The organism is Variovorax sp. PMC12 (assembly GCF_003019815.1).
Lineage (GTDB): Bacteria > Pseudomonadota > Gammaproteobacteria > Burkholderiales > Burkholderiaceae_C > Variovorax.
In genome coordinates, this window is record NZ_CP027773.1 from 418,289 (window position 1) to 440,000 (window position 21,712).

21 protein-coding genes (1 of these 21 only partly in view) are annotated in these 21,712 nt (G+C 68.2%); 13 read left to right on the forward strand and 8 right to left on the reverse strand.

Annotation, left to right across the window (positions count from 1 at the left end; genetic code table 11):
* Positions 1-110: 110 nt before the first annotated feature.
* From C4F17_RS01910 to C4F17_RS01920, 3 genes are all read right to left on the reverse strand, one after another.
* Positions 111-1,709 (reverse strand): glucan biosynthesis protein, encoded by a 1,599-nt coding sequence (locus C4F17_RS01910; protein WP_106934083.1) that lies wholly within the window; start codon positions 1,707-1,709, stop codon positions 111-113.
* 176 nt (positions 1,710-1,885) lie between these two features.
* Entirely contained in the window at positions 1,886-2,746 is an 861-nt protein-coding gene (locus C4F17_RS01915; protein WP_199851907.1) for a class I SAM-dependent methyltransferase, read from the reverse strand.
* A 67-nt stretch (positions 2,747-2,813) separates the two neighbouring features.
* On the reverse strand, positions 2,814-4,685 hold the full coding sequence (locus tag C4F17_RS01920; RefSeq protein WP_081267096.1) for a sigma-54-dependent Fis family transcriptional regulator: 1,872 nt from the start codon (positions 4,683-4,685) through the stop codon (positions 2,814-2,816).
* Between the two features lie 229 nt (positions 4,686-4,914).
* Here C4F17_RS01920 and adh point away from each other — a divergent pair, with 229 nt between their 5' ends.
* Positions 4,915-6,435: an aldehyde dehydrogenase gene (adh, locus tag C4F17_RS01925; protein WP_106934084.1), complete on the forward strand. Its 1,521-nt coding sequence runs from the start codon at positions 4,915-4,917 to the stop codon at positions 6,433-6,435.
* Positions 6,435-6,821 (forward strand): DUF779 domain-containing protein, encoded by a 387-nt coding sequence (locus tag C4F17_RS01930; protein ID WP_081267098.1) that lies wholly within the window; start codon positions 6,435-6,437, stop codon positions 6,819-6,821. The genes adh and C4F17_RS01930 overlap by 1 nt, the downstream gene beginning before the upstream one ends.
* 25 nt (positions 6,822-6,846) lie before the next feature.
* Here C4F17_RS01930 and C4F17_RS01935 read toward each other — a convergent pair whose 3' ends face one another.
* Positions 6,847-7,764: a LysR family transcriptional regulator gene (locus C4F17_RS01935; RefSeq protein WP_106934085.1), complete on the reverse strand. Its 918-nt coding sequence runs from the start codon at positions 7,762-7,764 to the stop codon at positions 6,847-6,849.
* Between the two features lie 128 nt (positions 7,765-7,892).
* Here C4F17_RS01935 and C4F17_RS01940 point away from each other — a divergent pair, with 128 nt between their 5' ends.
* From C4F17_RS01940 to C4F17_RS01955, 4 genes are read left to right on the forward strand one after another with little or no spacing between them, the layout of a single operon-like run.
* Positions 7,893-9,065, forward strand: coding sequence for a CaiB/BaiF CoA transferase family protein (locus tag C4F17_RS01940; RefSeq protein ID WP_106937409.1), 1,173 nt, complete (start codon positions 7,893-7,895; stop codon positions 9,063-9,065).
* On the forward strand, positions 9,062-10,000 hold the full coding sequence (locus C4F17_RS01945) for a hydroxymethylglutaryl-CoA lyase (protein ID WP_106934086.1): 939 nt from the start codon (positions 9,062-9,064) through the stop codon (positions 9,998-10,000). The genes C4F17_RS01940 and C4F17_RS01945 overlap by 4 nt, the downstream gene beginning before the upstream one ends.
* Positions 10,001-10,004: 4 nt before the next feature.
* Positions 10,005-10,385, forward strand: coding sequence for a VOC family protein (locus C4F17_RS01950; RefSeq protein ID WP_106934087.1), 381 nt, complete (start codon positions 10,005-10,007; stop codon positions 10,383-10,385).
* Positions 10,386-10,438: 53 nt separating this feature from the next.
* Complete coding sequence (locus C4F17_RS01955) at positions 10,439-11,404, forward strand: Bug family tripartite tricarboxylate transporter substrate binding protein (RefSeq protein WP_106934088.1); 966 nt, start codon at positions 10,439-10,441, stop codon at positions 11,402-11,404.
* Between the two features lie 11 nt (positions 11,405-11,415).
* Here C4F17_RS01955 and C4F17_RS33075 read toward each other — a convergent pair whose 3' ends face one another.
* Both C4F17_RS33075 and C4F17_RS01960 read right to left on the reverse strand, forming a co-directional pair.
* Positions 11,416-11,562: a hypothetical protein gene (locus tag C4F17_RS33075; RefSeq protein ID WP_172839808.1), complete on the reverse strand. Its 147-nt coding sequence runs from the start codon at positions 11,560-11,562 to the stop codon at positions 11,416-11,418.
* A gap of 188 nt (positions 11,563-11,750) precedes the next feature.
* On the reverse strand, positions 11,751-12,317 hold the full coding sequence (locus tag C4F17_RS01960) for a LuxR C-terminal-related transcriptional regulator (RefSeq protein WP_081267103.1): 567 nt from the start codon (positions 12,315-12,317) through the stop codon (positions 11,751-11,753).
* 94 nt (positions 12,318-12,411) lie between these two features.
* Here C4F17_RS01960 and C4F17_RS01965 point away from each other — a divergent pair, with 94 nt between their 5' ends.
* The 4 genes from C4F17_RS01965 (at position 12,412) to C4F17_RS01980 (ending at position 16,431) form a co-directional block, all read left to right on the forward strand.
* On the forward strand, positions 12,412-13,224 hold the full coding sequence (locus C4F17_RS01965) for a CoA transferase subunit A (RefSeq protein ID WP_081267104.1): 813 nt from the start codon (positions 12,412-12,414) through the stop codon (positions 13,222-13,224).
* Position 13,225: 1 nt separating this feature from the next.
* Entirely contained in the window at positions 13,226-13,864 is a 639-nt protein-coding gene (locus C4F17_RS01970) for a 3-oxoacid CoA-transferase subunit B (RefSeq protein ID WP_081267105.1), read from the forward strand.
* A gap of 73 nt (positions 13,865-13,937) precedes the next feature.
* Entirely contained in the window at positions 13,938-15,329 is a 1,392-nt protein-coding gene (locus C4F17_RS01975; protein ID WP_106934089.1) for a CoA transferase, read from the forward strand.
* Between the two features lie 16 nt (positions 15,330-15,345).
* On the forward strand, positions 15,346-16,431 hold the full coding sequence (locus tag C4F17_RS01980; RefSeq protein ID WP_159053591.1) for a DUF4241 domain-containing protein: 1,086 nt from the start codon (positions 15,346-15,348) through the stop codon (positions 16,429-16,431).
* A 4-nt stretch (positions 16,432-16,435) separates the two neighbouring features.
* Here C4F17_RS01980 and C4F17_RS01985 read toward each other — a convergent pair whose 3' ends face one another.
* A complete protein-coding gene (locus C4F17_RS01985) occupies positions 16,436-17,605 on the reverse strand; it encodes a pyridoxal phosphate-dependent aminotransferase (protein ID WP_106937410.1) in 1,170 nt (389 codons plus the stop codon).
* Positions 17,606-17,661: 56 nt separating this feature from the next.
* Positions 17,662-18,573, reverse strand: a complete 912-nt coding sequence (locus C4F17_RS01990) for a LysR family transcriptional regulator (RefSeq protein ID WP_106937411.1) — start codon at positions 18,571-18,573, stop codon at positions 17,662-17,664.
* 152 nt (positions 18,574-18,725) lie between these two features.
* Here C4F17_RS01990 and C4F17_RS01995 point away from each other — a divergent pair, with 152 nt between their 5' ends.
* The 3 genes in view from C4F17_RS01995 to C4F17_RS02005 are tightly spaced (each overlapping or abutting the next) and all read left to right on the forward strand, a layout consistent with a single transcriptional unit that may run on beyond the window.
* Positions 18,726-20,249, forward strand: a complete 1,524-nt coding sequence (locus C4F17_RS01995; RefSeq protein WP_106934091.1) for a CoA-acylating methylmalonate-semialdehyde dehydrogenase — start codon at positions 18,726-18,728, stop codon at positions 20,247-20,249.
* Positions 20,246-20,647, forward strand: coding sequence for a lysozyme inhibitor LprI family protein (locus C4F17_RS02000; RefSeq protein WP_106934092.1), 402 nt, complete (start codon positions 20,246-20,248; stop codon positions 20,645-20,647). The genes C4F17_RS01995 and C4F17_RS02000 overlap by 4 nt, the downstream gene beginning before the upstream one ends.
* A protein-coding gene (locus C4F17_RS02005; protein ID WP_106934093.1) for an acyl-CoA dehydrogenase family protein crosses the window boundary here: on the forward strand, positions 20,644-21,712 show its 5' portion. The gene runs 86 nt beyond the window's last position; only the first 1,069 of its 1,155 coding nucleotides appear in the window; its start codon is at positions 20,644-20,646; its stop codon lies beyond the right edge, outside the window. Before C4F17_RS02000 ends, C4F17_RS02005 begins: the two co-directional genes overlap by 4 nt.

Consider the following 21,712-nt stretch of genomic DNA (forward strand, 5'->3'; position numbering starts at 1 on the left):
GCAGGGAAGTTTGGGCGCGACACCCTCGCGGACCAAGAGGCCTGGCGGGACTTGTTTGTTTCCTTATCGCCAACAATGCCCCGGCAGGTCAGCGCTGCGCCATGCCGCGCCTAGCCGGGCTGGTACTGGTACAGCCAGGTCTCGGTCAGCGTCTGGTCGCCGACCTTCAGGTACATGCGCATGTCGACGGGCTCGTTGCCTTCGGGCGTGTAGTCGAACTGCGCGCGCCAGTGGCCCGGCACGCCGTTGGGCACGGCCTCGGCGAACACGTAGCTGAACTTGCCGCGCGGCGCCGTCAGCACCACCTCGGGCTTCACGCCGAAGGGCACGGTGGCCAGCGGCTGGCCGATGAACTCCACCATGAACTTGCGCACGCCCTGCGGGCGCGGCTGTCCCGGCTGGCCGCCGCGTCCGATGCGCGTGGCCACGCAGTGCGCGAGCGGCGAGGGAAACGGTTCCTGGTCGGTCCAGTGCAGGCGGTACTGCAGGCTGTAGCTCGCGCCCGCCTTGGCATCGGCCTTGGGCACCCAGAAGGCGACGATGTTGTCGTGGATCTCGTCGTCGGTCGGTATCTCGATGAGCTGCACCGAACCCTCGCCCCAGTCGCCCAGTGGCTCGATCCACAGGCTCGGGCGCTTCTCGTAGTTCACGCCGTCTTGGTAGTGGTCGAACACGCGGTCGCGCTGCAGCAGGCCGAAGCCGCGCGGCCTGGTGTCGGTGAAGGCCGAGGCGCGCGTCTGCGTCGGGTTGTTGAGCGGGCGCCAGATGCGCTCGCCAGCGCCGTTCCAGATCGCGAGGCCGTCGGAGTCGTGCACTTCGGGACGCCAGTCGATGGCGGTGGGCTTGTTGGTTTCCGAGTACCAGTACATCGAGGTGAGCGGCACCAGGCCCAGGCGGGCCACGTCGCGGCGCATGAAGAGGCGCGCGTCGATGTCCATGATGACGGCCTTGGTGCGCTGCATGACGAACTTGAACACGCCGGTGACGCTCGGCCCCTCGAGCAGCGCGTACACCGTCATCGATGTGGTGTTGCCGGCGGCCGGCGTCTCGAAATAGAAGCGCGTGAAGTTCGGAAACTCCTCGGGCTTGTCGGGCACCGCCACGTCCAGCGCGATGCCGCGTGCCGACAGGCCGTACTGGTACAGCTCGCCGATCGCGCGGAAGTACGAAGCGCCGAGGAAGGCGACCCAGTCGTTCTTCTGCCAGTCGAGCTTGCTCTGGTCGCCCAGGCGGCTTTCCTGCAGCCGGAAGCCCGCGAAGCCCGCGCCGGGCGGCAGCTGGTGCGCGGGGCTGTCGGCCGGCATCGAGAAGTAGTCGGGGCTGTAGAGCACTTCGCGCGCAAAGGCGTCGCCCCCGGCGTTTTCGAGCACGTGCATGCGCACCGGCGCCTGGAAGAAGCGGCCCAGGTGGAAGAAGGTGACCGGAAACGCCCCGGGGCCGTCGCGGAACAGGGCGTTGGCGGGGTCGAACTTGATCTTGCCGTGCGCGTCGTAGTCGATGCGGTCGAGCACTTCGGGGGCCAGCGGCGCGGCGGCCACGTAGGGCTGGCCGGCGAGCGCCTTGGCCTGCGCGACCAGGGCGTCGAACGAGAAGGGGGAGGGCTGGCTCAGTTGCAGGCCGTTGGCGGCAAGTGCCTCGGTGGGGAGGCCCAGGGCGGCGAGTGCGGCGGCGGCGCCACCGGCGGCAAGGAAGGATCGGCGATCAAGCATGTGGTTCTTGAGGGTTGCGAATCTCTGGGGGAAAAGAAAGGAAAGCGGCGGAAATGAATCGGCCATTTTCCGCGACCGGGAACAACCCCGAGCTTGACCCGGCACACGGCCGCCCCGCGTCAGCCATTCCGCGCAAACCGGGCCGGACAAGGCCGGGAATCCGGAAAATTGTGCTTTTATGTATCCGCGCCCCCTGTCTTGTCGGCGGGATCGGTGGCCTTCAGCGCATACACCGCATACAGGGGCACGCCGAGCAGCAGCATCACCATCGGCGCGAACAGCATGTAGGGCAGGCCGATGCCTTCCATCACCCGGTAGGTCGCGTCCAGCGCCAGCCGGGGGTGCGACTGCGTCAGCTCGGCCTCGCGGCGGATGCCCCAGTGAAACTCGGCGCCGGTGGTGCGCACCGACGGATGCTGCCTCGCGCGGCCCACGGCCAGCCAGCACATGGCATCGAAGGCCAGCACCGAGCCCGCGGGCGCGCGCTCGCCGAATGTCGCGAACACCGCCTGCACCTGCTCGGGCTGCAAATACATCAGCACGCCTTCGGTGAACAGGAACACCGGCCGCGCGTTGCGCTTGCGCGGCAGGCCCAGTTGCTCCCACCAGTCGGGCGCGGTCAGGTCGAGCGTGCGCAGGTCATGGCGCTGGTTGGTTTCGGGGATCAGTTCGCGGCGCAGTTCGAGCACTTCGGGCAGGTCGGCGTCGGTCATGTGCGACTTGTCGTCGTCCAGCCACTGGAAGTAGTGGCTCAGGCCGCAGCCCATGTTGACCACGCGGGCGCCGGGGTGCGCCTTCAGGAAGTCCTGCGCGAGGCTGCGGAAGCGGCGCGTGCGCGAGAGGATGCCGTAGATGGTGGCGCGGTCTTCGGGCAGCGCGCTGCCGTCGTCGCGGATCCGCTCGAGGATGCCGGCGGCATAGGCGTCGCGCACGGCCACCCGCGGAAACATCGCATCGCCCGAGGCTCGCGCGGCCAGGGGAATCCGCAGGGTGGAAGGCACGGCCGACAGGCGTCTGGCGGGTTTGCTGTGTGTCATGAATGCCCAGGAAAGACCGGACCCCAGTCTGGCCGCTCCGGCATCGATGGGCAAGTCAGTCTTTTGTTCAGGCGGACGGCTTGCCGCGCTGCCGCGCAAGATGGCGGTAGACCGTGCTGCGATGCACGCCGAGGCGCCGCGCCGCCCTGGACACGTCGTGGTCGCAGGCCCTGAGCGCTTCGTCGATGGCGTGGCGGGTGATGTCCAGCAGCGGGCCGGCCTGCGGTGCCGGGGCGGCTTCGGTGGCTGCATCCGGCGGCGGCGCGGCGGGCGTGCCGAACAGGTGGGCGGGCAGGGCGGCGGCCGTCACCGAATCGCCCGGGTCGGCCAGCGCGACCACCGCGCGCAGCGTGCTGCGCAGCTCGCGCACGTTGCCCGGCCAGCGGTAGGCGGCCAGCGCTTCGAGCGCATCGCTCTCCAGCCGCAGGTGCTTGTCGGCGCCGCCCGATTCGAGGAACAGCCGCGCGATCAGCGCGTGCCGGTCGGCGCGCCGGCTCAGCGGCGGCAACGCGACGGTGAAACCGGCCACGCGGTACATCAGGTCGGCCCGGAAGCGGCCGGCCTGCACCAGCGCCGGCAGGTCGCCGTGGGTGGCGCAGACCAGGTCGAAGTCCACCGACACGCCCTGGCCGCCACCCAGCGGCGTGACCACGCGTTCTTCCAGCACCCGCAGCAGCCGGGTCTGCAGCGCGAGCGGAATCTCCGCGATCTCGTCGAGGAACAGCACGCCGCCGTTCGCCTCGCGGATGCGGCCCGCCATGCCCTTGCGCCGGGCGCCGGTGAAGGCGCCTTCGTCGTAGCCGAACAGCTCCGACTCGATCAGCGTCTCGGGCAGCGAGGCGCAGTCGACCGCCACGAACGGGCCGCCCGCGCGGCGGCTCGCGGCGTGCAGGCGCCGCGAGAACACTTCCTTGCCGCTGCCGGTCTCGCCATTGACCAGCACCGACACGCCTTCGTTGAGCACGCGCACGGCCTTGTCGAGCAGCGGCAGCACGTCGTCAGCCGCCTGGGGCGCGTCGGCGCGCCGTGCCGCCGGCCGCGCGCCGCCCTGCGTGCTGGAGCGCTCCATCACGGTGGCGATCTGCCGCCCGCCGGGCAGCGTCAGCAGGCTGCGCCGGTGCTCCATGCGCGGCCAGTTCGGGCCGAGGAAGTCCCTGGCCTCCAGGTCGAGCAGGCCGTCCCATGAGCGGCCGAACAGTTCCAGCGCCACGCGGTTGGCCGCAGCGATGCGTCCGCCCTCGATCACGATCAGCCCCTCGCGCGCGGTGCCGATCAGCGCCGGCCGCGCATGGAAGCGCAGCACATGGCCCTGCGCCTCGGCCAGCAGCATGCGGTGCTCCACCTGCTGCGCGGCCATGCGCACCAGGCCCAGCGCGTGCGTGTTCACGCGCACCGTCTCGCCCGAGATGTCGAGCGCGCCGGCCAGCTCCCCCCGGCCGGTGAATATGGGGGCGGCCGCGCAGCCCAGCGCGCCGTTCTGCGCCAGGTAGTGCTCGCCGCCCAGCACCATCAGCGCCTCGCGTTCCGCCAGCGCGGTGCCGATGGCGTTGGTGCCGCGGTTGTGTTCCGACCATTCCACGCCGGGCTGCAGCGCGATGCGCTCGGCCTTGGGCAGGAAGTCGGGGCTGCCGATCTCCTCCAGAATCAGCCCGGTGGCGTCCGACAGGATCACCACGCAGCCATTGCCTATCGCATGCTCGGCCAGCCCGTCGAGTTCGGGCTGTGCACAGTCCAGCAGCCGCATCGACTGCTCGCGCCGCTCGCCCAGCAGGGCCAGCGCCATGGGGGCCGGGTCGATGTGCTGGTGGTCGACCGGACGGCTGCGCTGCCACGAGCGCGAGATGTGCGGCGCGATCCACGGGGCGGGGTCGCGGCCCTGCACGAAGAACAGGTCCCGGGCCTGTTCGACCCGGACCGATGGCCACTGCGCTTCGCTCATGCGTGTCTCCGGTTGTCTGCCGTTCGCGGTCTGTTCGCCTTGTGCGACATCCTAGTCGCTGTGTTCGCAGGAACATGTCGCAGATTGCGAATGAAAACCCGCTGCGAAGTGCGGCTGCCAGCGGGGAGGCACTCAGGGAATGTCCCGATCCGCGCGGGTACGTGGCTTGCGGATGTCCGTGCGGGTCGCCGCATGTCGCGGCGCCAACAGCAGCAAATGGAGACAACTCATGGACATGCTCGAACCAGGCAAATTCGGTACCGCGGTTCCGTTCAAGAAGCGCTACGGCAACTACATCGGCGGCGAATGGGTGTCGCCGCTGGAGAACCAGTACTTCGACAACATCACGCCCGTCACCGGCAAGGTCTTCTGCGAAGTGCCGCGTTCCACGGCGGCGGACATCGACCGCGCGCTCGACGCCGCGCACAAGGCCAAGGCCGCCTGGGGCCGCACCTCGACCACCGAGCGCGCCAACATCCTGAACAGGATCGCCGACCGCATGCAGGAAAACCTGCCCGTGCTCGCGGCCGCCGAGACCTGGGACAACGGCAAGCCGATTCGCGAGACCATGGCGGCCGACCTGCCGCTGGCGGTCGACCACTTCCGCTACTTCGCGTCGTGCATCCGCGCGCAGGAGGGCGGCATCAGCGAGATCGACCATGAAACCTTCGCGTACCACTTCCACGAGCCCATCGGCGTGGTCGGCCAGATCATTCCGTGGAACTTCCCGATCCTGATGGCGGTGTGGAAGCTGGCACCCGCGCTGGCGGCCGGCAACTGCGTGGTGCTGAAGCCGGCCGAGCAGACGCCGGTCTCGATCCTGGTGCTGATGGAGATCATCGGCGACCTGCTGCCGCCGGGCGTGCTGAACGTGGTGAACGGCTTCGGCGTGGAGGCGGGCAAGCCGCTGGCGTCGAGCAACCGCATCGGCAAGATCGCCTTCACCGGCGAGACGACCACCGGCCGGCTGATCTCGCAATACGCGAGCCAGAACCTGATTCCCATCACGCTGGAGCTGGGCGGCAAGTCGCCCAACATCTTCTTCGCCGACGTGATGGACCGCGACGACAGCTTCTTCGACAAGGCGCTCGAAGGCTTCGCGATGTTCGCGCTGAACCAGGGCGAGGTCTGCACCTGCCCGTCGCGTGCATTGATCCAGGAGTCGATCTACGACCGCTTCATGGAGCGTGCGCTCAAGCGCGTGGCGGCCATCAAGCAGGGCAGCCCGCTCGACATGGGCACGATGATCGGCGCGCAGGCCTCGAGCGAGCAGCTCGAGAAGATCCTGTCGTACCTGGACATCGGCAGGCAGGAAGGTGCCGAGGTGCTGATCGGCGGCGAGCGCGCCAGGCTCGAAGGCGACCTGGCCGACGGCTACTACGTGAAGCCGACCGTGTTCAAGGGCCACAACAAGATGCGCATCTTCCAGGAAGAAATATTCGGCCCCGTGGTGTCGGTGACGACCTTCAAGGACGAGGAAGAAGCGCTCTCCATTGCCAACGACACGCTCTACGGCCTGGGCGCCGGCGTGTGGAGCCGCGACATGAACCGCGCCTTCCGCATGGGCAAGGGCATCCAGGCGGGCCGCGTGTGGACCAACTGCTACCACCACTATCCGGCGCATGCGGCCTTCGGCGGCTACAAGCAGTCGGGCATCGGGCGCGAGAACCACAAGATGATGCTCGACCACTACCAGCAGACCAAGAACCTGCTGGTGAGCTACAGCGAGAACAAGCTGGGCTTCTTCTGATGGCCGGCGATGTCCTGCGCGTCACCGCGAGCGATGCCGCGCTCGCGTTGATCGACAGGCTCGCCGCCAGGCACGGCCCGCTGATGTTCCACCAGTCGGGCGGCTGCTGCGACGGCAGCGCGCCGATGTGCTACGCCCAGGGCGAGTTCATCGTCGGCGACTACGACCGCCTGCTGGGGCACATCGGCGGCATGCCGTTCTACATCAGCGGGCCGCAGTTCGAGTACTGGCAGCACACGCAGCTGATCATCGACGTGGTGCCGGGGCGCGGCGGCATGTTCTCGCTGGAGGGGCCGGAGGGCGTGCGCTTCCTGACGCGCTCGCGGCTCTTCACGGACGAGGAGTGGGCCGTGCTAGAGGCCGAGGAGGCGAAGCGGGTCCGGTAGGGCGGCGGCGGACTGAAGTCCGCTGCTAGTTCGACGAGGCGAACAACTGCTTCACCAGCAGTTGCGTCGCCGGCGACAACGTTGCCCCCGCCTTCGTCGCCATCAGCAGCCGCCGCGTGGCCCATGCGTCGCGCAGCCGCACCACCTTCAAGTCGAGCGCCGCCACCTGGGCCTTGCATGCCGCGAGCGGCACCACGCCGATGCCGAGGTTGGCCGCGATCATGTGGCACATGGCGTCGAAGCTGCGCACCTGCACGCGCAGCCGCATCGGAATGCCGGCCTGCTCGGCCGCGCGCGACGTGAGTTCCAGCAGCGAGCTGCTGCGGTTCAGCCCGACGAATTCGTGCGCGAGGCAGGTCTTGAAGTCGACCTGCCGGGCTCGCGTGCGTGCCAGCGGATGCTGCCTGGCGCACAGCACCACCAGCTCGTCGGTCTGGAAGGGGGCGACGTCGAGGCCGTAGGCGGGCGTGTTCTCGGCGAACACGCCGACGTCCGCCAAGCCGTCGACCAGCGCGCGCACGATGTCGCCGCTGAGCTGCTCCTCGACCTCGATGCGGATGTCGGGGTGCTGCGCAACGAATGTCGCGAGCGTGGTGGGCAGGAACTCGGTGAGCGCCGACATGTTGGCCCACATCCGCACATGGCCGCGCACGCCGCTGGAGTAGTCGTTGAGCTCGTTGCTGAACTGCTCGAAACCCTGGAACAGGCGCATCGCATGCTGCATCGCCACATGGCCTGCGGGCGTGAGCGAAATGCCTTGCGCGCTGCGTTCGAGCAGTTTCGAGCCGGTGGCCGCTTCGAAATCTGAAAGCCTGCGGCTTGCCGCGGACAATGCGAGGTGGCATGCCTCCGCACCCTTGGTGATGCTGCCCGACTGCGCCACCGCGCAGAACAACCGCAGCGTGACGAAGTCGACGCGCGCGGGATTGATGGGAGTGGCCATCGGCGGATTCTAGAGAAGCAGAAACCGGGCCTTCGCGTTTCGCGAAGACCTGCTGCCATCACGGCAATTCCGCTCGGCGCGATCTGTTCCTAGAGTTGGGCCAACCCAACATGGAGACAGACGCGGACATGAATGCACTCGAAGGCCTGAAGGTGCTGGAGCTCGGCCAGCTGATTGCCGGTCCCTTTGCCGGCAAGACGCTGGCGGAGTTCGGCGCCGACGTGATCAAGGTCGAACCCGAAGGCACCGGCGATCCGCTGCGCAAGTGGCGGCTGCTGCGCGACGGCGGCTCGGTCTGGTGGGAGGTGCAATCGCGCAACAAGCGCTCGGTGTGCCTCGACCTGCGCAGCGCCGAAGGACAGGACGCGGTGCGCGCACTGGCTTGCGAGGCCGACGTGCTGATCGAGAACTTCAAGCCCGGCACGCTGGAGGGCTGGGGCCTGGGTTGGGAGCGCCTGCACGCGCTGAATCCGCGGCTCATCATGCTGCGCATCTCCGGCTACGGGCAGACCGGGCCGTATCGCGACAAGCCCGGCTTCGGCGTGCTCGGCGAATCGATGGGCGGGCTGCGCTACCTGAGCGGCGAGCCGGGGCGGGTGCCGGTGCGCGTGGGCGTCTCGCTGGGCGACACGCTGGCGGCGCTGCACGGCGTGATCGGCGTGCTCACGGCGCTGCACCACCGCACGGCGCACGGCGGGGAGGGGCAGTTCATCGACGTGGCGCTGTACGAGTCGGTGTTCAACGTGATGGAAAGCCTGCTGCCGGAGTACGACGCCTTCGGCGCGGTGCGCGAGCGCGCCGGCAGTGCGTTGCCCGGCATCGCACCGACCAACGCCTACCGCTGCAGCGACGGGCACTATGTGCTGGTGGCGGGCAACGGCGACAGCATTTTCCGGCGGCTGATGCGGGCCATCGGCCGCGCGGACCTGGAATGCGATCCGCAGCTCGCGCACAACGACGGCCGTGTCCTGCGGGTGGAAGAGATCGACGCCGCCATCGAGGCGTGGACGCTGCAGCGCAGCCGCGACGAAGTGCTGGCGGTGCTCGATGCAGCCGGCGTGCCGGTCGGCCGCATCTACACCGTGGCCGACATCGCGAGCGACCCGCAGTACCTGGCGCGCGGGATGATCGTCGAGTCGGCAACATCCGGCGGCGGCACGCTGAAGGTGCCCGGCGTGGTGCCCAAGCTCAGCGCGACGCCGGGGCGCATCGCGCATCCCGCGCCGCGCCTGGGCGAGCACAACGGCGACTTGCACTCAGGCGGCTGGCCTGCGCGCCGCGCGGAAAGCGAGGCCGCATGAAAAACGGCAACGGCACCCGGCTGCACATCAACGAGGTGGCCACGCGTGACGGCTTCCAGATGGAAAGCCGCTTCATTCCCACCGACGACAAGGTCGCGCTGATCGACCGGCTGGGCGGGCTGGGCTACGCGAAGATCGAAGTGACCTCGTTCACCTCGGCGAAAGCGATCCCGGCGCTGCGCGACGGCGAGGAGGTGATGCACCGCATCGCCCGCAGGCCCGGCGTGGTCTACACCGCGCTGGTGCCCAATCTGCGCGGCGCGGAGCGGGCGCTGGAAAGCCGCATCGACGAGTTCAACATCGTGATGTCGGTGAGCGAGACGCACAATTTGTCGAACCTGCGCATGACGCGGGAGCAGTCGTTCGCGCAACTGGCCGACGTGGTCGCGCTGGCGAAGCAGGCCGGCGTGCCGCTGAACGTGTCGCTCTCCTGCGCGTTCGGCTGTCCGATGGAAGGCGATGTGCCGGTGCCTTCGGTGCTCGGGTGGATCGATCGCTTTGCCGCGCTCGGCGTGCAGGGCGTGACGCTGTGCGACACCACCGGCATGGCCTATCCGACCCAGGTGCAGGCGCTGTGCGAGCGGGTCGTCGCGGACTGGCCGGCGCTGGACTGGACCGCTCATTTCCACAACACGCGCGGCATGGGTCTCGCGAACACGGTGGCGGCCGTCGAAGCGGGCATTCGCCGGCTCGACATGTCGCTCGGCGGCATCGGAGGCTGCCCCTACGCGCCGGGCGCGACCGGCAATGTCGCGACGGAAGACGTGGTCCACATGCTGCAGTGCATGGGCTACGAGACGGGCATGGACCTCGACGGACTGATTGCCGCGGCGGCCGAGCTGGCGTTGCTCGTGGCGCATGAATTGCCGAGCCAGGTTTCCCGGTCGGGACATCGCCTGACGCGGCACGCGCCACCCGCGCACAGGAGGAACTGAACCCATGATCGATCATCTGGACCACCTGGTGCTGACCACCGCGCACGAGGAAGACTGCATCCGCTTCTATGTCGACGTGATGGGCATGGCGCTCGAGAGCTTCGGCGCCGGGCGCAAGGCTTTCCGCTTCGGCAACCAGAAGATCAACCTGCACGTGAAGGGCCACGAGTTCGAACCCAAGGCGCAACTGCCGACCCCAGGCTCGCTGGACCTGTGCTTCATCGCCAGCGTGCCGCTCGACGTGGTGATGGCGCGGCTGGCGGACAAGGGCGTGCCGATTCTCGAGGGGCCGGTGATGCGCACGGGCGCCACTTCGCGCATCCGCTCGGTCTATGTGCGCGACCCCGACCTGAACCTGATCGAGATATCGGAACTCGCGGCCTGAAGGGGCGGGCTTCGAAGACAGCGGACAAGAAAACCACCGGAGACAGACGAACCATGCAAACCATTCGCCGCCTGCTCGCGGCCGGCCTCGTGCTGGCCGCTTCTGCCGCCAGCGCCGACACCTGGCCTTCCAGACCGATCACCTTCGTCGTTCCCACCGCGCCAGCCGGTTCCACCGACATCATGGCGCGGCTGGTCGGCGAGCCGCTGCAGCGCGCGCTGGGCCAGCCCGTGGTGGTCGACAACAAGCCGGGCGCCAGCGGCAACATCGGCGCCGAGTGGGTGGCGCGCGCCGCGCCCGACGGCTACACGCTGCTGATGCAGTACTCGGGCTACCACGTCGGCAACCCCTCGCTCTACCCGAACCTCAAGTGGAGCCCGACCAGGGACTTCGTGCCGGTGGCGATGGTGATGCGCGCGCCGCACGTGGTCGCGGTGAGCGGCAAGCTGCCTGTGAACTCGATGAAGGAGCTCATCGAGTACGGCAAGAAGAAGGAGGGCGGCCTGTTCTATGCATCTTCTGGCAACGGCTCGATCCAGCACATTGCGGGCGAACTGCTGTCGAGGCAGTCGAAGCAGGCGATGACGCACGTGCCGTACAAGGGCTCCGGGCCGGCCATCAACGACCTGATCTCGGGCAACGTCGACATGTTCATCACCACGCCACCGTCGGTAATCGGCCATTTCGCGACCGGGCGCATCAAGGCGCTGGCATACACGGGCAGCAAGCGGCATCCGTCGATGCCCGATGTGCCGACTTCGGCCGAGGCGGGCTTGCCCGGCTACGAGGTGGAGTCGTGGTTCGCGGTGTTCGCACCGGCGAAGACGCCGCCCGATGTGGTCGCCAGGCTGAGCGCGGAGATCAGGAAGATCGTGGAGAGCGAGTCCTTCCGCAAGAAGGTGGACGAGCAGGGCGCTTTCGCGACCTACATGGATTCGCCGACGCTCGCGAAGTTTGTCGACCACGAACTGGCCGCGTGGTCGAAGGTGATCAAGTCGGCGGACATCAAGCCGGACTGACGCAGCTTCGGCTAGAGCTTCACGCCGACGATCGACAGGATGATGGCGGAGAGCGTCAGCGCGACTGGCAGTTTCTGCGCGACGAGCGCATGCGCGCGCACGGCGGTGGCCTGCGTTTGCAGCAAGAGGCTTCGTTCGGAATGGATGCGTGTGGACATGTCAGGCTCCTGGGTTGATTGCGGGCTGTGTGCCTGCGTGGGTTCAACGATAGACCCGCGGGAGCGCGCCGGCGCGGCGCTTTCGTCGACACGGCGTTTCCGTTTTTGCAACGATCCCGGGGTCGCCTGGCTGAAACTTTTTTTTGCGGCTGCGGCTGCGGCTGCGGCTGCGGCTGCGGCGCCGGCACCTAACCCGCGATGAGCTTCTGCACCAGCTCCGCCGTGGTCGCGGCCGCGTACTTGCGCATCAGCCGCGCCCGGTGCAGTTCGACCGTGCGGTGGCTGATGCCCAGCGCCTTGCCGATTTCCTTGGAGGTCAGCCCGCGCATCACCTGCGCCGCCACCTCGCGTTCGCGTGGTGTGAGCTCGGCCTTCACCGCGCGGCGCGAGCCCAGGTCCTCGAAGGTCCAGATGCCGGCCTCGTGGGGGGCGGCGCGGTTCATCGCATGGCCGGTGACGTGGCACCAGAAGGTTTCGCCCGCGATCGCACCGTGCAGGCCGCCCAGGCGCTTCATCATGCGGTTGTCGGCGTAGTGCCCGCTGGCGTTCAGAAAGGGCTCCATGCGCTTGCCGATGCGCTCGAACTCAGCCACGCTGGGGTACAGGATGCTGAACGAATGCCCTACCAGTGCGGAGGGCGTTGCGCCAAAAATCTCGCATACGCGCACGTTGCAGGCCACGATGGTGCGGTTGCTCGAAACCACCATGCCGACGGGCGCGTGTTCAAAGGCCAGCCGGTAATCGATTTCGGGCATCGGGTGTCACCATTACGAAATACTACGTATGCGGGTAGGTAGTATCGTTCAAGGCTTTCCCACCCACTCTCCATTCATCCATCAAGGAGCCCGAGTGAACAAGATTTATCCCTCCGCGGACGCGGCACTCAAGGGGGTCGTCGCAGACGGGCAGATGCTCGCGGTCGGCGGCTTCGGCCTGTGCGGCATTCCCGAAGCGCTGATCGACGCGCTGAAGGATTCCGGCGTGCAGAACCTCACCGTCGTTTCGAACAACGCGGGCGTCGACGGTTTCGGCCTCGGCAAGCTGCTCGAAACGCGCCAGATCAAGAAAATGATCGCGTCCTACGTCGGCGAGAACAAGGAGTTCGAGCGCCAGTACCTCGCGGGCGAGCTGGCCCTCGAATTCACGCCCCAGGGCACGCTGGCCGAGAAGCTGCGCGCCGGCGGCGCGGGCATTCCGGCCTTCTTCACCAAGACCGGCGTCGGCACGCAAGTGGCCGAAGGCAAGGAACTGCGCGAGTTCGGCGGCGAGACCTACGTCATGGAACATTCGCTGGTGCCCGACGTGGCGCTGGTGAAGGCCGACGTGGCCGACAAGTCCGGCAACCTGCGCTTTCGCCTCACGGCGCGCAACTTCAACCCGGCCGCGGCCATGGCCGGCAAGATCTGCATCGTCGAGGTCGAGAAGATCGTGGAAGTGGGCGAACTGGCCCCCGACGACATCCACCTGCCGGGCATCTACGTGCACCGCATCGTGCTCAACGCCAACCCCGAGAAGCGCATCGAGAAGCGCACCGTGAGCGCCGCCGCGCCGGTGGACGCCGCGGCCGCCAAGGTCGAGGCCCAGGCCGTCATCGCGCAGGCCGCAGCCGGCAGCGAAGTGCCGGTGCCCACCGTGCCCGCCAACAAGAAAGAAGGAGCCTGAGATGCCCTGGACCCAAGACCAGATGGCGGCCCGCGCCGCCCAAGAACTCGAAGACGGCTTCTACGTCAACCTCGGCATCGGCATTCCCACGCTCGTGGCCAACCACACCGGCACCAAGGAAGTCTGGCTGCAGAGCGAGAACGGCATGCTCGGCATCGGCCCGTTCCCGACCGAGGACAACGTCGACGCGGACCTCATCAACGCCGGCAAGCAGACCGTGACCACGCTGCCCGGCTCGGCCATCTTCGGCAGCCATGACAGCTTCGCGATGATCCGCGGCGGCAAGATCAACCTGTCGATCCTGGGCGCGATGCAGGTCAGCACCAAGGGCGACCTCGCCAACTGGATGATCCCCGGCAAGATGGTCAAGGGCATGGGCGGTGCGATGGACCTCGTAGCCGGCGTGAAACGCGTGATCGTGCTGATGGAACACGTTGCCAAGAAGAAGGACGGCACCGAGGACCTGAAGATCCTCGAGAAGTGCACCTTGCCGCTGACCGGCGTGGGCGTGGTCGACCGCATCATCACCGACCTGGCCGTGATGGACGTGGTGCCCGAGGGCCTGAAGGTGGTCGAACTGGCGCCGGGCGTCACCTTCGACGCGCTGCAGGCCAAGACGGGCGCCAAGCTGATCCAGTAAGGGACTGGCGCAACGACTGCAAGAGGGCAGGGCAGCGGAAGCAGGCCCTGCCTTTTTGCCTTGGAGAACCGAAATGAATGCGAGCGAAGTTCTGGCCGGCATCTGGCGGCACGCGGGCCTGCCCGAGGAAGCCCTGTCGTTTGCGCGGCTCACCGGCGCCGACCCGGTGCTGCCATCGTCCTTCGCGGTCGGCACCGCGGCGCAGAGCACCATGGCAGCGGCGGCGCTGGCTGCCTGCGAGCTGGGGCACTTGCGCGGCACCGGGCGGCAGCAGGTCGGTGTCGACATGCTGCACGCGGCGCTGGAGTGCATCGGCTGGTTCAGCCTCGACGGGCAGGTGCCGGATCAGTGGGATGCGTTCTCGGGGCTCTATTGCTGCGCCGACGGATGGGTGCGCGTGCACGCGAACTTCGCGCATCACCGCGACGGCGCGCTGCGGCTGATGAAGCTCGATCCGGCCACGGCCACGCGCTCCGATGCGGAGGCTGCCATGGCCACATGGCGTGCCCGCGATTTCGAGGACGCGGCTGCCGCGGCAGGGCTGGTGGCGACGGCACTGCGGCGCTTCGACGAATGGGACGCCACGCCGCAAGGGCAGGCCGTCGCGGCGCAGCCCCTGTTCACCATCGAGCGCATCGGCGACACGCCGCCGCTCGTGCTGCCGCCGCTTCGCGAAGACGAACGGCCGCTGTCGGGCCTGCGCGTGCTCGACCTCACGCGCGTGCTGGCCGGCCCGGTGGGCGGACGCGCGCTCGCGGCCTACGGCGCCGATGTGATGCTCGTGAATTCACCGCATTTGCCGAACATCTCGGCGATCGCGGACACGAGCCGCGGCAAGCTGTCGGCGCATGCCGACCTGCGGACCGAGGAGGGCCGGGCGGCGCTGCAACGGCTGGTTGCCGACGCGCACGTGTTCGTGCAGGGCTATCGGCCGGGCGGGCTCGAAGCCCTGGGATTCGGACCGGCGGCGCTGGCAGAGCAGCGACCGGGCATCGTGTGCGTGTCGCTGAGCGCCTACGGCACGCAGGGCCCGTGGGCGAGCCGACGGGGTTTCGACTCGCTGGTGCAGACGGCGATGGGCTTCAACCACGCCGAAGGCGAGGCCGCCGGGGACGGCAAGCCCAAGCCGCTGCCCATGCAGATCCTCGACGAGGCCACCGGCTACCTGATCGCTTTCGGCGCCGCCGCGGCGCTGTGGCGGCAGCAGCGCGAAGGCGGCAGCTGGCAGGTGCGGGTGTCGCTGGCGCAGACGGGGCATTGGCTGCGCGGCCTGGGGCGCGTGCCGGGCGGGCTTTCCATCGCCAAGCCCGGCCTTGCGCCCTACGTCGAGACCACCGCCTCGGGCTTTGGTGAGCTGGCAGCGTTGCGCCATGGCGCGATGCTTCAGCGAACGCCCGCCGCGTGGCCGCGTCCCTCGATGCCACCGGGCAGCCATGCGGCGCGCTGGCCGGCCGTCATGCAATGAGTGCGAAACTGGTTGCATGGCCTATCTCGATATCGACAACCTTCAATCCGTTTTCCTCGACGACGACGCACTCGGCGCGCGTCATCTGCATCGTCAGCCCTGCGGCTTGCTGAACATCACGAGCGGCCGGATCGTGGCCTGTGATCCCCTGGTGCAGCCCGAGCGCGCAGCCTTCGTGCGCAGCGTGAACCGGCGCGGCGCATTTCCCGTCGAGGTGCTGCACGACAAGGGCCGCCATGCGCTGGCGGTGCTGTGGCTGGGCGAACGCGGCGGGCACCGGGTTTCCGATCTGCGCTGGGAACCGGCGCTCCTCGAAGGGCAATCGCAGGATGCGCTCGGAGACGACGAGTTCTTCGGCTACCCCGTCGATGCCGGCGTGGGCTGCTTCATGGATGCCGATGCGGCAAAGGCCATGGCCGAGCGCGAGGCGCGCGAGTCCGAAAAATCTGTCCATTTCAACTATTACGACGACGTGCTCGCGGAGGAACTGGGCTCGGCCGACATCGCCAACCATTACCCGCAGGGGCAAGGCACCGCGAACAACATCGTGATCTTCAGCTCGGGCTGGGGCGACGGCAGCTACCCGAGTTTCTGGGCGCTCGATGCGGCCGGCGAACCCGTGGCACTGGTGACCGACTTCATGACGATGGCCGGCGGCGATGCGCGCGACGAGAACGACAAGCGCAGCGATGCCTACAAGGCCAGCCTGTCGCCGGAGAAGCTGGCTGCCCTCGATGCGCTGGGCGCGGCGGCCGTGGCAGGCGACTCGTCTCTCATCCGGTCGCTGCTCGGCGAAGGGCTCGCAGGCGCCAACGAGATCGTTCCGTCGTTGGGCGAAACCGCCATCACCAGCGCCATCCGCATGAACCGGCTCGAAGCGTTGCGCGTGCTGCTGGGCTCGATGCCGTCGCTGCCGATGCCGCCGCTGTTCTATACCGGGGACGAGGAGGAAAGCTACCTCGTCTACGCGCGCCGGCTCAAGAAGCCGCGCGTGCCGGGGCTGATGGAACTGCTCGAAAAATCCGAAGCCGCCGCAGTTGCTACAGCTGCTGCCGAACCGGCTCCTGCGGGCAAGAGCCTCTGGAAGCGCCTTTTCTCCTGAGCCGTCAGGCGCCCAGCGCGGCGCGGACCTTGTCGCCCAGTCCGCGCAACCGCTCCACGGGTTCGTTGGAGAAAACGAAGCGCAGGTACTGCGCGCCATGCGTCTCGCCCCAGCCCTGCATCGCGGTGGCGCAGACGCGCGACTTCAACAGCCGCTCGGACAGCGTCTGCCCGTCGATGCCGAAGTCGCTCGCACGCAGCAGCAGCGACCAGCCGCCGGCCGGCACGCCGACCGGCAGCCCCTTGAGTTCGTCGAGCACCGTGTCTCGCCGGCGTTCCAGTTCGCTTACATACGGCGCGAGCGTGCGAGGCGATTGCTCCAGCGCCGTCGCCACCGCGTCCTGCGCGATGCCCACCGGCACCACCACGTTCGCGAGCGACACGGCCACGAGGTCGGGCATGTAGCTCTCGGGTGCCACGGTCCAGCCCACGCGCCAGCCGATCATGCGCAGTTCCTTGGCCGACGAGCCGACGGTGATGGTGCGCCCGGCCATGCCCGGCAGGCCCGCGGGGTGGATCACCTGGCGGCCGTCGTACAGCAGCCGTTCCATGGCCGTGTCGAGGATCAGCGTCAGGTCGTGCCGCACGCACAGGTCGGCGATGGCGCGCCAGTCTTCCTCGTCGAAGCAGCCGCCGGTGGGCATCGACGGAGACATCAGCAGCATCACCCGCACGCGCGGGCCGACGGCGGCCTGAAGCGCGTCGCGGTCCAGCTTCCATTCGCCGCCGGGCGTGAAGCGAAAGGGCGCGTACTTCGGGGTGCCGCCGGCAAGGCGGATGCGGTTGAGCAGCCCGGCGTAGGTCGGATCGGTCACCAGCACTTCGTCGCCGACCTCGACGGTGGCGAGCAGCGCATTGAGGATGCCCGACAGCCCGCCGGCCGAGATCACGCAGTTGCGCGCGCCGCTGTACGCCACGCCCGACAGCGCCGACACGTGCCGCGCCGCCACGTCGCGCAGCCGCGACTGGCCGACGAAGGGCAGGTAGCTGTTGTCCGAGTCTTCGGAGGCGGCGCGCATCGTGCGCGCGACGGCCTCCGGGTCGGGCGGGATGTCGACGTCGAGGTTCTCCAGTCGAAGGAACGGCGGGCCGTCGGCGTCATCGGCAATGGCGCCCATGCGGTCGACGCCGATGCCGGCGATGTGGGTCAGGCGGGCGGGGCGGTTGCGAGGCATTCCGATCTCCTTGCTGTTCACGGCGGGGAGCCGCCAGCATGGCACAACCCGGGCCGTCAGGCTGCGGTGCCGGGCGGACTGCCCAGCAGCAATAGGGCCCGGTGCGCCTCGGCGGTCTGCCGCAGGAATTCCCAGGTCGCCTGCATCCGCACGAGGTGTTTGGTTTCCGCAGGCATCGACATCCAGAAGGTCCGCGTGAAGTTCGCCTGCCCGGGCAGCACGGGCTGCAGCGCGCCGTCTTTCTCGGCGATGAAGGCCGGCAGCACCGCGATGCCCGCGCCCGCCGCCACGGCGCTGTGCTGCGCGAGCACGCTGGTGCTGCGCAGCGCGAAGCTGTCGGGGCGGTGGAGCTCGTCGAGGTATTGCAGCTCCTTGCTGAACAGCAGGTCGTCCACGTAGCTGATGAAGGTGTGGCCGCGCAGGTCTTCGCGTGACTTGATCGGCTTGTGCGCCGACAGGTACTGCTTCGATGCGTAGAGCCGCAGCGTGTAGTCGGTGAGCTTGGTGACGACCACCGGGCCGCGCGCCGGTCGTTCGAGCGAGATCACGATGTCGGCTTCGCGCCGCGACAGGTGCACCAGCCGCGGCATGGCCAGCAGATCGATGGTCAGGCGCGGGTGCTGCACCGCGAACAGCGCGAGACGGGGTGCCAGCACCACGGTGCCGAAGCCCTCGGTTGCGCCGATGCGCACCAGGCCCGACAGGCCTTCCTGCGAGGCAGGCGCGGTGCTTTCCACGGCCTGGAAGGCGCTCTCCATCGCCTCGACCTGCGGCTGCAGCCGCCGTCCTGCCTCGGTGAGCCGGTGGCCGCCCGCTTCACGCGAGAAAAGCGGGGCGCCGACCTCTTTCTCCAGCGCCTGGATGCGGCGCGCCACCGTGGTGTGGTCGACCTCGAGCCGGCGCGCGGCGCTCATGAGCGTGCCGGAGCGAGCGAGCTCCAGGAAGTAGCGAAGGTTGTCCCAATCCATCTGCTTGCTTGCCCTCTGGTTGATGCTCTGCAAATTTGCAAAGCCTTGGCGCATTTTTGTCTATTGTCATGGCAAATCTGCAAAGCTAGGATGTCGCTCTGCACCGGCCGGGCCGGCACCGAATTCACAGGATCACAGGAGACAAAACCCCCATGGACGCCACCACCACCCCGTCGACCCAGGTCGCCACCGTCAAGCTGCTCATTGGCGGCAAGCTGGTCGAATCCAAGACCACCGAATGGCGCGACGTCGTCAACCCGGCCACGCAGCAGGTGCTGGCCCGCGTGCCCTTCGCGACCCCGGCAGAACTGGACGCCGCAGTGGCCTCCGCCAAGGAAGCATTCAAGACCTGGCGCAAGACCCCCATCGGCACGCGTGCCCGCATTTTCCTGAAGCTGCAGCAGCTCATCCGCGAGAACATGGGCGAGCTGGCCGCCATCCTCACCGCCGAGCAGGGCAAGACGCTGCCCGACGCCGAGGGCGACGTGTTCCGCGGCCTCGAGGTGGTGGAGCACGCATCGAACATCGGCAACCTGCAACTCGGCGAACTGGCCAACAACGTGGCCAACGGTGTCGACACCTACACGCTGCTGCAGCCGCTGGGCGTATGCGCCGGCATCACGCCGTTCAACTTCCCGGCCATGATCCCGCTGTGGATGTTCCCCATGGCCATCGTCACCGGCAACACCTTCGTGCTGAAGCCCTCCGAGCAGGACCCCATGGTCACCATGCGCCTGTGCGAACTGGCGCTCGAAGCCGGCATTCCGCCCGGCGTGCTGAACGTGGTGCACGGCGGCGAAGCCATCGTCAACGGCATCTGCGACCACAAGGACATCAAGGCGATCAGCTTCGTCGGCTCGACCAAGGTCGGCACGCACGTCTACAACCGCGCCACGCTGGCCGGCAAGCGCGCGCAATGCATGATGGGCGCGAAGAACCACGCCATCGTCATGCCCGACGCCAACAAGGAGCAGACGCTCAATGCACTGGCCGGTGCGAGCTTCGGTGCCGCGGGCCAGCGCTGCATGGCCGTGTCGGTGGCTGTGCTGGTGGGCGAGGCGCGCAACTGGGTGCCCGAACTCATCGAGAAGGCGAAGACGCTGAAGATCGGCGCCGGCACCGAGAAGGGCGTGGACGTGGGGCCGCTGGTGTCGTGCGCCGCCTACGACCGTGTGAACAGCCTGATCGAGCGCGGCGAGGCCGACGGCGCCAAGCTGGTGCTCGACGGCCGCAAGCCCACCGTGCCGGGCTATGAGAAGGGCAACTTCGTGGGCCCGACGATCTTCACAGGCGTGAAGCCGGGCATGACGATCTATGACCAGGAAATCTTCGGCCCGGTGCTGTGCATTGCCGACGCCGAGTCCATCGACGAGGCCATCGACCTGATCAACAGGAACCCGAACGGCAACGGCACGGCGATCTTCACGCAGTCGGGCGCCGCGGCACGCCGCTTCCAGGAAGACATCGACGTGGGCCAGGTCGGCATCAACGTGCCGATTCCCGTGCCGGTGCCGATGTTCTCGTTCACCGGTTCGCGCGCCTCCAAGCTCGGCGACCTGGGTCCGTACGGCAAGCAGGTCATCATGTTCTACACGCAGACCAAGACCGTGACGGCACGCTGGTTCGACGACAGCACCGTCTCGCACGGCGTCAACACCACCATCAGCCTCAAATGAGGCACGGGCTTCGCGTCGCGGCCTGGGGCGCGGTGGCGGCGGTCGCATTACTGCTCGCCGGCGGGGCGCAGGCGGCCGGCCAAGACGAGCCGCTCGACTGCAACCCGAACGGAAACCAGCAGCAGATGAACGACTGCGCGGTGCGCGACTTTCGTGCGGCCGATGCCACGCTCAACATCCGCTACGGCGAGGTGATGAAGACGCTCTCGCCGCAGATGCGCGTCGCGCTGCGCAACGAGCAGCGGACGTGGCTCAAGGGGCGCGATCCCGCTTGCAAGCGTGCCGCGAAGGCGAGCGAAGGTGGCTCCATCTGGCCGCTGGTGTTCAACGCATGCCTGGAGAAATCGACCCGCAAACGCACCGCCGAACTGGACCGCTGGAAGGGTCGCGAACAATGAATTTCGAACTGTCCGAAGAACAGAACGCCTTTGCGCAGACCGCGCGCGACTTTGCACAGGCCGAGTTCGCGCCGCATGCGGCGCGGTGGGACGCGGAAGCCATCTTTCCGAAGGAGGCCATCGCCAAGGCTGGCGAACTGGGCTTCTGCGGGCTGTATGCGCCCGAGCGCATCGGCGGCCTCGGCCTGCCGCGGCTCGATGCGGCGCTGGTGTTCGAGGAGATGGCCGCGGTCGACCCGTCGACCACGGCTTTCATCACCATCCACAACATGGCGACGTGGATGCTCGGCACATGGGCTACCGACGAGGTCGCGAAGCACTGGGGCGAAGAGCTGACCAGCGGGCGCAAGCTGGCTTCCTACTGCCTCACCGAGCCGGGCGCCGGGTCGGATGCGGGGTCGCTCAAGACGCGCGCGGAACTGCAGGGCGCCGAATACGTCATCAACGGCGGCAAGGCCTTCATCTCCGGCGCGGGGTCGACCGACTTGCTGGTGCTGATGGCGCGCACGGGCGGCGCGGGCGCGAGCGGCGTCTCGGCCTTTGCGGTGCCGGCCGATGCGCCCGGCATCAGCTACGGCAAGAAGGAGCACAAGATGGGCTGGAACAGCCAGCCCACGCGCACCATCAGTTTCGACAACGTGCGCATCCCGGCGCAGAACCTGCTGGGCAAGGAAGGCGAGGGCTTTCGCATTGCCATGAAGGGGCTGGACGGCGGGCGCATCAACATCGCAACTTGCTCGGTGGGGGCGGCGCAGGGGGCGCTCGACGCGGCGCGGCGCTATCTGCATGAGCGCCAGCAGTTCGGCAAGCCGCTCGCGAGCTTCCAGGCGCTGCAGTTCAAGCTCGCCGACATGGCGACGGAACTGGTCGCGGCGCGGCAGATGGTTCGGCTGGCGGCATCGAAGCTCGACGCGGGCCATGCCGACGCGAGCACCTATTGCGCGATGGCGAAGCGCTTTGCGACAGATGCCGGGTTCAACGTCTGCAACGACGCGCTGCAACTGCACGGCGGCTACGGCTACCTGAGCGAGTTTCCGCTCGAGCGCCTGGTGCGCGACGCGCGCG

Bases quoted from the DNA above. Each gene is read 5' to 3' on its own strand.
- C4F17_RS01995 (WP_106934091.1), top strand. From the start codon at position 18,726: ATGGACGCCACCACCACCCCGTCGACCCAGGTCGCCACCGTCAAGCTG.
- C4F17_RS01980 (WP_159053591.1), top strand. From the start codon at position 15,346: ATGGCCTATCTCGATATCGACAACCTTCAATCCGTTTTCCTCGACGAC.
- C4F17_RS02000 (WP_106934092.1), top strand. From the start codon at position 20,246: ATGAGGCACGGGCTTCGCGTCGCGGCCTGGGGCGCGGTGGCGGCGGTC.
- C4F17_RS01945 (WP_106934086.1), top strand. From the start codon at position 9,062: ATGAAAAACGGCAACGGCACCCGGCTGCACATCAACGAGGTGGCCACG.
- C4F17_RS01990 (WP_106937411.1), bottom strand. From the start codon at position 18,573: ATGGATTGGGACAACCTTCGCTACTTCCTGGAGCTCGCTCGCTCCGGC.
- C4F17_RS01930 (WP_081267098.1), top strand. From the start codon at position 6,435: ATGGCCGGCGATGTCCTGCGCGTCACCGCGAGCGATGCCGCGCTCGCG.
- C4F17_RS01950 (WP_106934087.1), top strand. From the start codon at position 10,005: ATGATCGATCATCTGGACCACCTGGTGCTGACCACCGCGCACGAGGAA.
- C4F17_RS01940 (WP_106937409.1), top strand. From the start codon at position 7,893: ATGAATGCACTCGAAGGCCTGAAGGTGCTGGAGCTCGGCCAGCTGATT.
- C4F17_RS01920 (WP_081267096.1), bottom strand. From the start codon at position 4,685: ATGAGCGAAGCGCAGTGGCCATCGGTCCGGGTCGAACAGGCCCGGGAC.
- C4F17_RS01960 (WP_081267103.1), bottom strand. From the start codon at position 12,317: ATGCCCGAAATCGATTACCGGCTGGCCTTTGAACACGCGCCCGTCGGC.
- C4F17_RS01910 (WP_106934083.1), bottom strand. From the start codon at position 1,709: ATGCTTGATCGCCGATCCTTCCTTGCCGCCGGTGGCGCCGCCGCCGCA.
- C4F17_RS01975 (WP_106934089.1), top strand. From the start codon at position 13,938: ATGAATGCGAGCGAAGTTCTGGCCGGCATCTGGCGGCACGCGGGCCTG.
- C4F17_RS01955 (WP_106934088.1), top strand. From the start codon at position 10,439: ATGCAAACCATTCGCCGCCTGCTCGCGGCCGGCCTCGTGCTGGCCGCT.
- C4F17_RS33075 (WP_172839808.1), bottom strand. From the start codon at position 11,562: ATGTCCACACGCATCCATTCCGAACGAAGCCTCTTGCTGCAAACGCAG.
- C4F17_RS01915 (WP_199851907.1), bottom strand. From the start codon at position 2,746: ATGACACACAGCAAACCCGCCAGACGCCTGTCGGCCGTGCCTTCCACC.
- adh (WP_106934084.1), top strand. From the start codon at position 4,915: ATGGACATGCTCGAACCAGGCAAATTCGGTACCGCGGTTCCGTTCAAG.
- C4F17_RS01985 (WP_106937410.1), bottom strand. From the start codon at position 17,605: ATGCCTCGCAACCGCCCCGCCCGCCTGACCCACATCGCCGGCATCGGC.
- C4F17_RS01970 (WP_081267105.1), top strand. From the start codon at position 13,226: ATGCCCTGGACCCAAGACCAGATGGCGGCCCGCGCCGCCCAAGAACTC.
- C4F17_RS01935 (WP_106934085.1), bottom strand. From the start codon at position 7,764: ATGGCCACTCCCATCAATCCCGCGCGCGTCGACTTCGTCACGCTGCGG.